General features: G+C 34.6%; 15 protein-coding genes. 2 read left to right on the top strand and 13 right to left on the bottom strand.

What is annotated here, in order from left to right; genetic code table 11:
- Nucleotides 1-176 precede the first annotated feature (176 nt).
- On the top strand, nucleotides 177-1,091 hold the full coding sequence (locus tag JOD29_RS05040; RefSeq protein WP_124762774.1) for an oxidoreductase: 915 nt from the start codon (nucleotides 177-179) through the stop codon (nucleotides 1,089-1,091).
- A 44-nt stretch (nucleotides 1,092-1,135) separates the two neighbouring features.
- Here the strand turns inward: JOD29_RS05040 and JOD29_RS05045 are convergent, their stop codons facing one another.
- Entirely contained in the window at nucleotides 1,136-1,972 is an 837-nt protein-coding gene (locus JOD29_RS05045; protein WP_124762772.1) for a DMT family transporter, read from the bottom strand.
- A 343-nt stretch (nucleotides 1,973-2,315) separates the two neighbouring features.
- Here JOD29_RS05045 and JOD29_RS05050 point away from each other — a divergent pair, with 343 nt between their 5' ends.
- On the top strand, nucleotides 2,316-3,401 hold the full coding sequence (locus JOD29_RS05050) for a LysM peptidoglycan-binding domain-containing protein (protein ID WP_124762770.1): 1,086 nt from the start codon (nucleotides 2,316-2,318) through the stop codon (nucleotides 3,399-3,401).
- Nucleotides 3,402-3,516: 115 nt separating this feature from the next.
- Here JOD29_RS05050 and JOD29_RS05055 read toward each other — a convergent pair whose 3' ends face one another.
- From JOD29_RS05055 to JOD29_RS05110, 12 genes are all read right to left on the bottom strand, one after another.
- Nucleotides 3,517-4,500 (bottom strand): VanW family protein, encoded by a 984-nt coding sequence (locus JOD29_RS05055; protein ID WP_239585567.1) that lies wholly within the window; start codon nucleotides 4,498-4,500, stop codon nucleotides 3,517-3,519.
- Nucleotides 4,501-4,682: 182 nt separating this feature from the next.
- Nucleotides 4,683-5,705 (bottom strand): VanW family protein, encoded by a 1,023-nt coding sequence (locus JOD29_RS05060; protein ID WP_240033582.1) that lies wholly within the window; start codon nucleotides 5,703-5,705, stop codon nucleotides 4,683-4,685.
- Between the two features lie 137 nt (nucleotides 5,706-5,842).
- A complete protein-coding gene (locus JOD29_RS05065) occupies nucleotides 5,843-6,619 on the bottom strand; it encodes a sulfite exporter TauE/SafE family protein (RefSeq protein ID WP_124762768.1) in 777 nt (258 codons plus the stop codon).
- Nucleotides 6,620-6,681: 62 nt separating this feature from the next.
- Nucleotides 6,682-6,909, bottom strand: a complete 228-nt coding sequence (locus tag JOD29_RS05070) for a sulfurtransferase TusA family protein (RefSeq protein ID WP_124762766.1) — start codon at nucleotides 6,907-6,909, stop codon at nucleotides 6,682-6,684.
- Between the two features lie 43 nt (nucleotides 6,910-6,952).
- Nucleotides 6,953-8,080: an MBL fold metallo-hydrolase gene (locus JOD29_RS05075; RefSeq protein WP_124762764.1), complete on the bottom strand. Its 1,128-nt coding sequence runs from the start codon at nucleotides 8,078-8,080 to the stop codon at nucleotides 6,953-6,955.
- Nucleotides 8,081-8,158: 78 nt separating this feature from the next.
- Nucleotides 8,159-8,554, bottom strand: coding sequence for a DsrE/DsrF/DrsH-like family protein (locus tag JOD29_RS05080; RefSeq protein WP_124762762.1), 396 nt, complete (start codon nucleotides 8,552-8,554; stop codon nucleotides 8,159-8,161).
- A 26-nt stretch (nucleotides 8,555-8,580) separates the two neighbouring features.
- Nucleotides 8,581-9,144, bottom strand: a complete 564-nt coding sequence (locus tag JOD29_RS05085) for a sulfurtransferase TusA family protein (protein ID WP_124762760.1) — start codon at nucleotides 9,142-9,144, stop codon at nucleotides 8,581-8,583.
- A 67-nt stretch (nucleotides 9,145-9,211) separates the two neighbouring features.
- A complete protein-coding gene (locus tag JOD29_RS05090) occupies nucleotides 9,212-9,508 on the bottom strand; it encodes a rhodanese-like domain-containing protein (RefSeq protein WP_124762758.1) in 297 nt (98 codons plus the stop codon).
- Between the two features lie 23 nt (nucleotides 9,509-9,531).
- A complete protein-coding gene (locus JOD29_RS05095) occupies nucleotides 9,532-9,879 on the bottom strand; it encodes a rhodanese-like domain-containing protein (protein ID WP_124762756.1) in 348 nt (115 codons plus the stop codon).
- A gap of 62 nt (nucleotides 9,880-9,941) precedes the next feature.
- Nucleotides 9,942-10,205 carry a metal-sensitive transcriptional regulator gene (locus JOD29_RS05100; RefSeq protein ID WP_124762754.1) on the bottom strand — a complete coding sequence of 88 codons (264 nt, stop codon included), beginning with the start codon at nucleotides 10,203-10,205 and terminating at the stop codon, nucleotides 9,942-9,944.
- Between the two features lie 161 nt (nucleotides 10,206-10,366).
- Nucleotides 10,367-11,233 (bottom strand): CheR family methyltransferase, encoded by an 867-nt coding sequence (locus tag JOD29_RS05105; RefSeq protein WP_124762752.1) that lies wholly within the window; start codon nucleotides 11,231-11,233, stop codon nucleotides 10,367-10,369.
- 23 nt (nucleotides 11,234-11,256) lie between these two features.
- Nucleotides 11,257-14,505, bottom strand: coding sequence for a response regulator (locus JOD29_RS05110; RefSeq protein ID WP_124762750.1), 3,249 nt, complete (start codon nucleotides 14,503-14,505; stop codon nucleotides 11,257-11,259).
- Between the last annotated feature and the right edge of the window lie 28 nt (nucleotides 14,506-14,533).

The raw sequence follows: 14,533 nt of genomic DNA on the forward strand, positions 1-14,533 counted from the left end.
TTGAGCAATAGCATTGACTGTTCATTGCTTGCTTAAGAAATCATGTTAAAAGTGAACCTATCTATCACCTTATTTACAACGTTCAACATATACTGACAATGATCTACCCAAACATTATTGGATTCTAAGGCATGTTTCCATCTATTTATATGAAAACTGAAAGGAGTGTGTGAACAATGGGGATATTTTGGACTAAAAACGATATAAAGGATTTAACAGGAAAAGTAGCCGTTGTAACGGGTGGAAATAGTGGAATAGGCTTTCAAACAAGTTTAGCTCTCGCTGAAAAAGGGGCGACGGTTGTGTTAGCCGTACGCAACTTAAATAAAGGCAATGACGCTGTTGATCGAATAAAAGCAGTTGTTCCGCAAGCGAATGTTAATGCAATAAAGCTTGATTTAAATGATTTGAAAAGTGTTAGAGCGTTTGCTTCTGAGTTTAAAAATAATTATAAGTCCTTGTCATTATTAATTAATAATGCTGGCATCATGCTTCCTCCTTACCGTTCTACGGAAGATGGATTTGAATCCCAATTTGGAGTAAATTATTTAGGTCATTTTGCATTAACAGGCTTATTACTCGAAACGTTGAAAAAAACACCTAATTCAAGAGTGGTTTCGTTAGGAAGTCTTGCTGCTCATAAAGCTAAACCAGAGTTTAGTAATATAAAAGGTTCAAAGAAATACAAACCATTGAAATTTTATTCTCAAAGCAAATTGGCTTGTATGTTTTTTGCCAAAGAGCTTCAATATCGATTGCGTTCACATCATATTGCATGTAAAAGTATTGCGTGTCACCCAGGTATATCAAAAACAAGCTTATTATCGAGAAACACTAAATTAACCAATAAATTAACAAGATATTCCGTAAGATTAGTTGGTCAATCAGCCGAGATGGGTGCGCTACCGATCCTTTACGCTGCAACTGAATCCTCTATACGAGGAGGAGAATATATTGGGCCAGATGGAAGACGTGGAGGAAAGGGTTATCCAACGGAATTGGATATACTAGATAACTTATTTGTTGATCATGTAGCAAATAACTTGTGGACTTTATCCGAAAAATTGACGGGTGTCACGTATAGATTTTAATAAGAGAAATCCCCATGTAGCAAGTACACGGGGATTTTTTGTTTTTATATTTTCGTAAAGACGATACCAAGAAGCGCGGTAATAACACCGATGACTTGATAGGCTTTTAGACGTTCTTTAAAGACCCAGCAACCGCCTAAGACAACAACTAAGCAGCTAAGACTGACAATTGGAAAAACGATACTCGCAGTGCCTGTGTTTAATGCAAAGAAATAAGCACTATAACCGATAATGCTAAACAAGCCCACAATTCCACCGGTTTTTGCTTCAGATTGTTTCCATTCTTCTTTTTGAATGAGACTAGTAATGGCTAAATATAACCAACCTCCGCCATACATACAAATTAGTGTGTTTAATGAATCAATATGTAAGTAAGATGATGTTTTCATTAATATACCTAAAATCCCAAACGATACAATAGCAAACATAATACGTAATAACCAAGGAACATATTCGGTATTACCATTCGTACCTGGAGTATATTGAATCACGATCGCTGAAGCCATCATGATGAGAATCCCAATCCACTGAATCATTGTAATGTGTTCATTGAAAATTAGTGCAGCACTTAAAATTGGGATGACAGAGTTCGCGCTAATTAACGGTGAAGTTAGACTTGCTGGTCCCTTTTCAAAGGCTTTTGACATTTGAATATTACCAACAGTATTTAAAACCCCAATCAATCCGCCAATAACAGCTGTTACAACATTAATATGTTGTATTCCTGTAAAGAAACCGTAAATCAATGTTAATACGAACGCAACAAGATAAAAGTAAAATTGAATATGTACTTTTGAATAACCTTTCCCTGTACTCCACTTAAAGATAAGATTGTTTAGCCCAAAACATAGCATTGTGACCAATGCCGCGAAAATCCACATGTGATTGATCCTTCTCTCCATTGATTTTCTATTATTTTAATACCAATGGGTGTATTCAACAATACTTTTTAAAGATTTTATCTACTTGTTAAAGAGATTGATTTGCTATGTTATTAAGTTTATTTAAAGTACTTTCTACTATTATTTCTTGTTAATAAAAATTCTTTAGTTATTTTATTTCGATATTACTAATCTCTCGAATCCGAAATTAAATTGGTAGAATTGTGGAATCAGTGGTAAAAATCTATTATTGATAGGATAAATTGCATAGTTTATTATATGAATTGTTAATAGTATTAATGACTTACAAGGTTCGAAAAATAGAGAGGGGAAAAAGTCCTATATGAATAAAAAATTAAAATCTATCGTCTTAGCCTCTGCATTAACTCTTTCGGTTGCTGTTACACCAGCGTTTGTACAAGCAGACTCGACTTCATATACAGTTGTATCCGGAGATTCTCTTTTTAAAATAGCTCAAAAATATAACACTACAGTTGGTCAATTAGTAGAAGATAATAATTTAAAAAGTTCTGAAATCCATGTGGGTCAACAATTACAAATAGATGACAATTCAAATAAATATAAAGTGAAATCAGGAGATACGCTTTATCTACTTTCAAAACGTTTTGGTACAACAATACAGGATTTGAAAGTAACTAATGGATTAGCATCGGATACTCTTAATATTGGACAATCATTAACGATCCCATTTGCTGCATCGAAGGATGGAAGTATTGTAGATTCTGCTACAACAAAAAAACCAACACAAACGTCAACTACTACAAAATCTAGTTATAAAAAAGTAGGTGAAAATTCGAAACTAACAAAATATATTGTTAGAGAAGGAGATACCGCTTCTTCTATATCTAAAAAGTTTGGAAGCAAATACTCACCTGAGAAAATAGTGAAATTCAACTATATGACGATGAATGACTGGTTTGATGCAGGTGAAACAATTTGGGTTGATGGCTATGCCCCAAGAAACTATGATGTTGTTCCTGGAGAAGCAAGTGGACCATCTCAATATGGTACAGCGATTGATTGGTTTAAAGATGGTCAATATATCTTAAAGCGAAATGAAATAATCCGAATTACTGACACATGGACTGGAAAACAATTTACTGTGAAAATTATGGGTGGTTATAACCATGCAGATGTTGAACCAATCACTTCATATGATACGAGCGTAATGAAAAGTATCTTTAAAACATGGAAATGGGCACCAAGACCAGTATCGGTTCATGTAGATGGAATGAACATTGCCGCATCACTATCTGGTATGCCTCACAGCTTTGATACGATTAGCGATAATGAAGCATCTGGACATTTTGATTTATATGTATCAAATAGTAAACCTCATAATGAAAAAACAGATACAAATTATGTAAAACAACATCACAACAATATTGCCATTTCTTCAGGAAAATAAATCAAACGTATCCCAAGAGTTTCAATACTTTTGGGATACGTTTTTATATTGTTTAGTACTTTCTATTTGAAGGCATTCTATAGAATGAGCATGTGTAAGATTATCAACAGTTGAATCACTCCGAAATATTTTGTAATTCATTCTTTAATAAATCAGCATATTCTTTTGTTGTTCTAATCTGTACATTTAAAGTTCCCGGTTGATAATAGCTTTTAATAATAAACGGTATACCGGTCGTATTTCGAAAGATAAAATCTAAACCCCCGAATGACACAGTTGCATCTCTTCCCTTTTGCACATATCCAACATCTTTTGAATGGTGGTGTCTTTCAACAATTTCAACACCTAGTTGATCAATTGCGTTAAAAAGTGTGGAGGACGTTTGACATATACCTCCTCCAATACCCATGACAGTCTTTCCTTTAATAATTTCAGGTGCCATTTGATAGCCAGTAGCCACTTCCCTTGGTCCTACTGTCATATTAAAGGAGAAAAAATCCTCACTCCCAACAATGACATTGTGAATGGCAGCTGACGATAATTCGATATTTTTACTTCGACCAATTTTAGTAGAGTTAAAATAGGTACTATATGATGCTAAAACTACTTCATTAAAATGTTTTACGTCTTCACTGCGATAACCACTTTCCCGGATGGCTAAAGGGATTTTAATATTGTCACCATCGAAGGATTTTTCTAAAATTTGATTCACTAGTTCCTTTTCTCGAACTGTAATTGAAGGATTCCCTTTAATTACCTCTCCATTCGAATCAATTCGATCTAAACTCATTCCTTTATTATATCCACTACCCATAGCAGCAGATCCCCATGCCAATTCTTTAACCCATTGTTCTATTCCATTTTTATAAGCATTAAAATCAGTCATAAGATCAAAGTGATTGGGGATAAACGACTGGACTACTTCATTTGTATTCGGGTCAATAATATTAATTACGCCTTTTGGGTCATCCAGGAATTCATCGGGACTTATAGGAAAGTCTATTGCATTATAATTTGCTGCCACAATCCTTTCGTCTCCAACATCAAAAATCAAGTTTATGGTGAAAATAAAGAAAATTGGTACCATCCATTTTTTCATATCATCCGACCTATCTATAAATCGTATTCTCAAAATTAGTTTTGCCTGACTTCTACTTAAAATGCGTAAAAAAGCCATTGTCCAAAAAGTGCTAAAATTTCGTTATATACTGGGTGAAATTGCACAAAACGTAAAGAGTACGTCTGAAAAAAATTACTTTTCAAACGCACTCTTATCTTTTTTTATAATAATGGTTCATATTCTTTTGAGGTTGTAATTTGAACTGTAATTGAATCTTTCGAATAGATTGTCTGAATTAAAAATGGAACACCCGTTGTATTTTGAAATCTAAAATCTAATGAACCATATGAAACGGTAGCATCTCGACCTTTTGGTACATAACCAACACTTAATGAATGGTGATGTCGTTCAACGAATTGCACTCCAAGTTGATCGACTGCATTATAAAGTGTGGAGGAAGTTTGACAGATTCCACCACCAATTCCCATTACATATTCACCATTAATAATTTCGGTAGCTGGTTGATAGCCCCTTTCTTTTGTTCTTGGTCCAACTTGTGTATTAAATGAGAAATAATCGTCCACACCAACAATAACGTTATGAATTGACTGAGAAGATAGTTCAATATTTTTATTACGTCCAGTTATTGATGGGTCAAAATAGGTAGTATAAGTAGCAACGACTATATCATCTAATGATGAAATTTCTTTTTCGTCATAGCTACTCGTCGTTTCATATAGTGGGAGCTCAATCTCTCCGCCTGTTTTAGAGGCAGCAATTACTTTTTCAACTAGTTCTTTTTCCTTTAAAATGATCATTGGACTTCCCTTTATAATTTGCCCGTTATCTCCGATTTGATCGAGAACCATTCGTTGATCGTAACCAGGTTGATTTCCAGTTCCGCGCGCTAAATTACGTGCCCATTGTTCTATTTCGTTTTTATAAGCGTCGAAATTTGAACTATAGCCTAGTTCTTGCGGTAAAAAGGTTTTGATAAGTTCATTTGTATTCGGATCAATTACATCTACAATCGCAGGTTTTACATGATCAATTTTCTCTTCTTCTTCGGGAGAGGTGGGTTCAGAATCCTTTACATTTCCTTTTAACTGATCGATTTCCTTTTGAAGTTCTTCTACTTGTTGTTCTAACTCATTGACTGTTTTCTCGTCTTCTTTAGAATTACCCATACATCCCGTTAACATAAGTACCCCAATAATCGACAGTAATCTAAGACCTTTCTTCACTTTTCATCCCACTACCTTAACGTGTTTTTAAGGTGAAAAAACACCACCATATTATTTTATTCGAGTAGGATGGAAATGGTATCTTGTACAAAAAATATCGTAAATCATTAGATGAAAGAACGGTTAGTTGGATTATTTTATAAAATATCAATCCAAATCTTTATGGCGGTTCCTAAAATTAATATTGCTAAAATAGCTTGTAATACTGTTGTATTCATTTTTTTGCTAATTTTTGTCCCAATAGGAGCTGCAATTAAGCCTGCAATGATCACGATGATTGCTGGAAGGTACTCCACCTGACCAGTTGAAAATTTCCCAATTGAACCAGCAATAGACGAAATAAGCGTTATAGCAAGACTTGATGCAATTGTCATTCGAGTAGGAATTCGTAAAATTAGTAACATGATTGGAATTAATAAAAATCCCCCTCCAGCCCCTACAATGCCAGATCCAATTCCAACAAAAAAGGCTAAAGAAGCTGCAAGAGGTTTATGGAATGTCACTTCAGTCAATGGTAGATCATCTATTTGTTTCTTAGGTATAAACATCATAATCGCCGCTAACAGTGCTAAAATTCCGTATACAATATTCACTTGTTCCTCTGTTAGATGTTGTGAACCGAAACTGCCAATAAATGTCCCAACCAAGACGGAAATACCCATGGTGGTTATTAACGATTTATTTAAATACCCACCATGTCGAAAACCTATGACACCCGCAATCGATACAAAAAACACATCAAGTGCACTAATGCCTGAAACTTCATGAGCGGTAAGCGTGGGCAATCCAAATTGAGGTGGAATCATGAGAAGCATTGGATATTTTACAATCGCACCACCGATTCCAAGCATTCCTGAAAGAAATGAGCCAATAAAACCGATAATAAAAAGGAGGATGACGTAACTAATTTCCACTGGATTTCCTTCTTTCTTTTTAATTAAGAAGAAAGTGAGTCGATGAACAACTCACTTTTTGTTTACCCTTTTTGAATAAAGAACGTTAGCACTTCCGCGTCTTCCTTTTGTTTAATAATCGTATGTCCTGCTGCATTTGCCCAAGCTGGCATATCAGCTAATGCTCCTTGATCCGTTGCATGAACTTCTAATATATCGCCAGAACTTAAAGTATCCATTTCCTTCTTTGTGCGTACAATGGGCATTGGACAAGACATTCCTTTAACATCTAATACTTTTGTTGAGTCCATTTTAAACATCTCCTTTTATTGCTTGAATATTTACGACATGACTTTAGCGTACTGCACAGCGATTTGGACCAATTTCCATTTCCGTTTGCTCATCATAATTAGGGGTGATTTTCCCCATATTAACTTGACGAATTTGCTGATACGCATTTGGTTGTGGTGGTAAATGATCTGTTACTATGTGGCGAAAGGCATCTTCACTTTCAATATTTAACCCATGATTTTCAGCAAATAAATCGCCTAAACGTTTTGCGACAGTCCCGTCTGTGTTAAGTTCATCTATCTTCATAAAGTGAGATGGTAGTACGATTAGTTCTTCTGTTAGCTCACGATAACGTACATTTAATGTTTCACGAAGATCTCCTACCCAATCTTCTGCTAAACCTGCTAAGTCAGGACGACCAATTGAATCGATAAATAATATGTCACCTGATAATAGATATTTACCATCAATAATAAATGAAGTTGAGCCAATTGTATGACCCGGTGAATAAAGGGCACTTACGTTAATTTGAGCGGCTCCAATTTTCACTGTTAGAGCATCTTCAATTGCTGTATAGTCAAATACCACTTCTTCTGCATCTTTCTGAGGTAAGTAGTAAGTTGCGCCTGTTGCTTCTGCAATAAGTCGTCCGCCTGAGATGTGATCGGCATGTAAGTGTGTATCAAATACATGTTTTATGTCCACATTTTTCTGTTTGGCAAAGTTCGTAAATACATCTGTGAATCTTACGGCATCAATGATTGCTGCTTCTCCTTCAGAAATGACCATGTATGATAGACAACCTTTCCCTAGACGAACAAATTGATAAAGTTCACCACCACCTCTTAAGTCACCTACTTTTATTGGTTCAAGATATGAACTCCAAGACTTCATACCACCTTCAAGGTAGAATACATCTCGGCCTGCTTCAGCAATCATTTCAGCAACCATTATGGATGAACCTTCTTTTGCACATACAACTAGTACATCTTGATCAATTGGTAGCTTTGATAAGACGTTATCCACACCATCCAATAATTCGAAATATGGAATATTTAAATATTCAAAGTTGTGCCCTTCAATTTTCCAATCTACATAAGCATCATGGTTTCGTACATCTAAAATGAATAGAGGTTGATTGTCAATTACTTTACGAGCAACTTCTGCTGCTGTCATTTTTATGATTGTCATATTCGTATTACCCCCATAGGTATTATTTATTTGATTTTTTAAGTGGAAGAGACTACCCCTTCCACTTAAACTTACAAATTAAAATGTTAATGTTGGTGATGCATCTTTCGCAAATTCTAGGAAAGTAACGGCTCCACCCACTTCGATTCCATTAATAAAGTCATCTTTTGTTAATCCCATTACGTCCATCGTCATTTGACAGCCAATAAATTTAACACCCAAATCCTGTGCCATCTCCACTAGTTGGGGAATGCTCGGTACATTTGCTTTTGCAAATCCTTCCGCAAAGTGTTCTCGCGCCTTTGGCATAGGTAATTGTTGCATGGCTTGTTTATGAATTAGATTTAATCCTTCAAATGTGAAGAAGATAGCAACCTCCTTTTCTGTTGCTGCGGCTGCTGTTGCGATATTAAATACTTTATAAGCATCAAATAGACCACCGTTACTTGCGATAATAGCTACTTTGTTAGACATGATAATTTCCTCCAGTTAATTTTTGTTTATTTCATACTTTTTGATAAATTGCCGTTCCACGAACCTATTCCTGGTAAAACGTTATAGACTTTGGTAAATCCTTTTTTGAATAATTTCTGTGCTGCAAAATCACTGCGAGTTCCTGTTCGACAAATGACATAAATTTCTTCATCATGATTAAGTTCATCTAAGCGATCCTCTAATTCACCCATTGGAATGGATTTAGAACCTTCGATGTGTCCAAATGCATATTCTGCTTCTTCTCGAACATCTAAAATAATACCGCTATTAGCTACACGATTGATTACTTCTTCATTGGTAATCGTTTGTTCGAATTGCTTTTCGTAAGAATTGTCATCATTACTTTTACGGATGTAATGTAGTAACACATTGTCCTCTTCTCTTGTCCCAATATATTGGTGACCTACACTCTTAGCCCATGCTTTTAAGTCAGTGGTTGATCCTTTATCAGTTGCTTGGACTTCTAATATTTGACCTTCTGTTAAATCGTTCATGGCTTTTTTTGTTTTTACGATTGGCATTGGGCATGCTAATCCTTTTGCATCTAATTGAACATCTGATTTAATCATTACATTCTTCAGCTCCTTATACCATACGGGGTATTATTTCAGATAAAAAAATATATAAAAAATAAATTTACTCAATATTTCCTTCCCAAGCAAGCATCCCCCCTGTCATATTGGTAACATTAAATCCTAGGCTCTCTAAATATTGAGTAGCCTTACCACTACGTCCACCAGAACGGCAGATCATAATATAAGGTGTTTTTTTATCGAGTTCATGTGTACGGAATTCAAGTAAAGCAAGTGGGATATGTTTAATACCAGAAATATGACCAGCCTTTACTTCATCTACCTCGCGAACATCAATTAAATTAAGCTTTTCACCATTTTCTAATCGTTGCTGAACATCTTTCGTACTAATTTCTTTCATAATAATATCCTCCTTATTAACTGTTAACCTCGCCAAGCATTCATGCCACCTCGAACGTTCGTGACGTTTGCATAACCTAACTTTTTTAGTTGTTTACAAGCTTGTGAGCTTCGCATACCGCTTTGACAAATGACAATAATTTCTTTGTCTTTTGGAAGTTTTGAAAAATCAGACCCTAATGGTATATTTTTAAATTGACGAATACTTTGAGATTTAAATTCGCGCGGTGTTCGTACATCAATAAATACTTTATCTTGGTCATTTAAAATACCTTTAAGGGTATCTGTCGAAATTGTTCTTGTACCTTTAGCTGGTTTCATTCGCCAAATGAAAAAGATTACGACAATTAATATAAGTAGCCAACCTACCATCATTTCACCTCCCTATACGGGTATGGGTATATTTTTGTTTAAAAATTAAAAGTCGATAGAAGCTAACGACTTTTAACAAACAGATTCACTGCTTCTTGAATTGATTCGTTCACGGCTTCTTCGTCACCCTCAGCTTCTCTAATACATTCCAATAAATTCTGACTAACAATTATACCAATTGAACGATCTACACCTGTACGGACAGCAGAGAGTTGTGTGATTACGGCCTTGCAATCTTTGCCATCCTCCATCATTTTCAAAATGCCTCGAAGCTGACCTTCTATACGTTTAATACGATTTTTGACTTTATCGTCATATGAATTCAATTTGTCTGCCTCCTTCTCAACTGTTTGTTTGTTGCTATAGTCACATATTATACCTATAGGGGTATATTGTCAACCGATGAACAATAAATATTTTAATTTTACTTAAGTTCATGAAGTTAAAAAAAAGCTGTCCGGAAATTTACAGACAGCTTCAAATGTTCTTATTTAACTTTTCTATAGATTTTCTGTTTTTTACTTACGTCTTCATAGACATTAGCATAGTCCGTGTAATAAATGGTTTCTTTATCACCGAGTCCTAAGAATCCGAACATACCGAGGCTTTCATAAAATAGTTCATGTACTTTATTTTGAAGGTCTTTATTAAAGTAGATTAAGACATTCCTACATAGGATTACATGAAATTCATTAAAGGAACTGTCCGTCACTAAATTATGTTGGGCGAACACCACATTTTTCATTAAGCTATGGTCGAACTTTACTCCTGCATTTGTCACCTTATAATAATCGGAGAATGCACGCTGACCACCTGCTTGCATATAGTTCTGTGTATATTTCCGCATATGTTCCAGTGGAAAAAAGCCGTTTTTAGCGATTTTAAGAACATCCGAATTGATGTCCGTCGCATATATTTTTGCCTTTTCATATAGACCTTCTTCTTGAAGTAAGATAGCCATTGAGTATACTTCTTCACCTGATGCACAACCAGCATGCCAGATGCGAATGGATGGATAGGTTTTTAAAAGTGGTACAACGTTTTCTCGAAAATCTTTGAAGAACAACGGATCCCTAAACATTTCAGTAACATTTATTGAAAAGTCTGCGATTAATCGTTGTAAACAAGTAGGGTCATGTAACACTTTATTTAGAAGACTTGTAATGGTTGGTAATTTTTCGGCTTGCATTCGATGCTGTACCCTTCTTTTGATGGAAGGGTAAGCATAGTCACGGTAATCGTATCCACACCAAGCATATAACCCATCTAGCAACAATTTGATTTCAAGCTTTTCTAAATCATTTGTAGGTTCTTCAGTTAGTGTGTAATTACTGTCAGTATTGTTAAGGTTCATTTCCCGAAATTAACCCCTTTATATTAATATAGCCATACTTTGATTAATGAAATGAGTTGGTCAGGTTCAACTGGTTTTGCAATATAATCAGATGCACCAATACTTAAGCATTTTTCGCGATCTTCTCTCATCGCCTTTGCTGTTAAGGCAATTATTGGTAATTGGATGAATTGAGTGTTTTCTCTTATTCTTTGAATTGCTTCATACCCATCCATTTCTGGCATCATAATATCCATTAACACGAGGTCAACATCAGGATGATCTTCTAGCATTTTCAAGCTCTCTAACCCGTTTTCAGCGAAAATTACTTCCATCCCAGCAGTTTCAAGTACACTAGAGAGTGCAAAGACGTTGCGAATATCGTCATCAACGAGAAGGATTTTTTTACCTTTTAAGTCTGAATTTGTGCTGAAATAACCGATTTCATCTACATTTTCTATTGCTGAATATTCTTGTTCTTTTAAATAAAGGTCTAATTCGGCTTTTAATCTTTCTGGTGAATACTCATTTTTAATGATGATCGTATGAGCATATTTATTCAATTTCATTTCTTCTTTACTTGTTAAATCACGACCAGTGTAGATAAACACTTTGATTTCATTGTGAAGGTCTTGTTTTTTAATCTCTTCTAATAAGTCAAAGCCACTTGTATCTGTCAAACCTAAATCAAGAATAATACAGTCAAATGGATTAACCTTTAGTAATTCAATGGCCTTCGTTCCCGTTGAAACAGCTTTAATAATAAAGTCCATGTCACCAATAAGTTCCATTAAACTATTTCGTTGATTTAAATCATCATCAACGATTAACAGGCGTTTAATTTCATTGTTTTTTCGTGTATCTTCATACGTTGTCACATCTTTTTTTGGCGTTTCAAGTTGAGGTTGAAGGTCACGCTGTTCTGAATCGCTATATACTGTTGCTGCAATTTCTTTATCAGTTATTGTATCTGTTTCATCTTGTACTTCCACATAGTCCCCAATTAAAAGTGAGAATTTACTTCCTTTTCCTTCTTCACTTTCTACAACTATTCTTCCACCTAAAAGTGTAGCAAGTTCTCTACTAATCGATAAACCTAATCCAGTTCCACCAAATTTACGACTTGTTGTCCCATCTGCTTGCTGGAAGGCTTCAAAGATTAAGTCTTGTTTTTCTTTCGGAATACCGATTCCCGTATCAATAACAGTGAATTCAAGGATCGTTTCATTTGTTTTAATATTCGAGAATGGATAAACACCAATTTCTAACTTTACTTCTCCCTGATCCGTAAATTTAAAGGCATTAGATAACAGATTTTTAAGTATTTGTTGAATACGCACTTCATCACTAAAGATGGTTTGTGGGGTAGCAGATTTTACGACTACATCAAAGTTTATCTGTTTGTTATCAGCAAGTGGCTTGAAGTTTGATTCAACGTATTCTACTAGATTGTTCAGTTTCACAATTCCTGGAATGATTTCTGTTTTACCTGACTCGATTTTTGCTAAATCTAAAATATTATTAATTAATACAAGTAAGTCATTACCTGATGAATAAATCGTTTTTGAATATTCTACTTGTTTAGATGATAGATTTCCGTTTGGATTATCAGCTAATAATTTAGATAATATAATTAAACTATTTAAAGGCGTACGCAATTCATGAGACATATTTGCTAGGAACTCAGATTTGTATTTAGAGCTTAACGTCAGCTGCTCTGCTTTAATTTCAAGTTCTGCTTTTGCTTTTTCAACTTCTCGATTTGTTCGTTCAAATGCGATGTTTTGCTCTTCAAGTCTCTTTGCTTTTTCCTCTAATTCCGTATTTGTTTGTTCTAGCTCTTCTTGTTGCTGTTGAAGCTTTACTTCCGATTGACGTAATGCTTGCGTTTGTTCTTCTAATTCTTCATTTGTTGCTTTTAACTCTTCTTGTTGATTTTGAAGTTCTTCCGATTGTGCTTGAATTTCTTCCATTAATGTTTGTGATTCTTCAAGCAATTTTGCAAGTTGAATGCGACTAATCGTACTATCTAGAACAATACCTAAATGACGAATTAATTCTTCTAAAAAGCTTTTTTGAGTTTCAGTGTATGGGTGGAATGAAGCTAATTCTAATACGGCAATTACATGATCTTCAAAGCTTATTGGTAAAATATATAAGTTTAATGGTTTTGCTTCTCCTAAGCCAGAAGAAACTGAAATATAATCGGCTGGCACATCTGTTAAAATAATTGGTGTTTTTTCTAACGCAGCTTGGCCAATTAAACCTTCACCACTTTTTAACGTATTTTTTACACGTTTTCTTTCTTTAAAGGCATAAGATGAAATAAGTTTATATGTTTCATTACTTGGATCGTCTAGGTCTTTAACATAGAAAACAGCATGACTAGATTCTACTAATGGAACTACTTTTGACAGTAATACGCGTCCTAGAGACTCTAATTCAGTTGTTCCAGTAATTGCTGTTGAAATTTCAGCAATATTGGAATTTTTCCAAGTTAGCTCTTTTTCAATGTTCATTTGAGTTTCTAATGTCTCTGTCATTTGATTAAAAGCCTTAGCCATTTCATCGAACTCGTTATTTGCAATGATGTCAACTTTTGTTGTGAGTTCTACACGACCGTTGGAAATATTATTCATCAAATTCGACATCGAACTGACTCTTTTGGTGAATGGTAATATATTTCGAAGTAAAATAATCATTATACCAATTACGACAAGGGCTAATATTACACAAGAAAAAATGATTAAATCCCTAAAGTCTTTTACCTTTTCTTGTAATGTAAAAGCTAAATTTTGATCGTAAGTTGTCGTGATTTTAGTCAGTAGATCCGAAAATTTTTGTTGAAGTGGTGCCGAATTTTCATCCATTAAGTTAAGCGCTTCTTCTTTTCTATCTTCTTGAATGTGTTCAACCACTTCATCTCTGTATAATTCGAAGTCACTATTTACTTTTATTAGCTGTTCAACGATCTGTTTTTGTTCAGCAGTCGTGACGTTTGAATCTAGCTTTTCTATTTGATTGTTAACTTTTTGTCCTTCAAGTTTCAACTCAGCGATTTCGGCATTTATAGAATCCTTTTGATTAAATAAAACAATATTTCTTAGAAAAATTCCTTCATCTTTAACATTAGCCCGGATCTGCGCTGCTAAGACTGACATATCATAATTCGATTTAATTTCGTTATTTGCTTTACTTATCTGATTAACTTGATACCAACTTAATAAGAAAAGCAATAGTAGTAATAGTGGTAGAGTACCGATTGCTAATAAAAATTTTGTTCTAACTTTCATGCCAACACGCTCCGTTTAATCTTTACAT

It is taken from the genome of Lysinibacillus composti, assembly GCF_016908465.1.
GTDB classification, from domain to species: Bacteria; Bacillota; Bacilli; order Bacillales_A; family Planococcaceae; genus Ureibacillus; species Ureibacillus composti_A.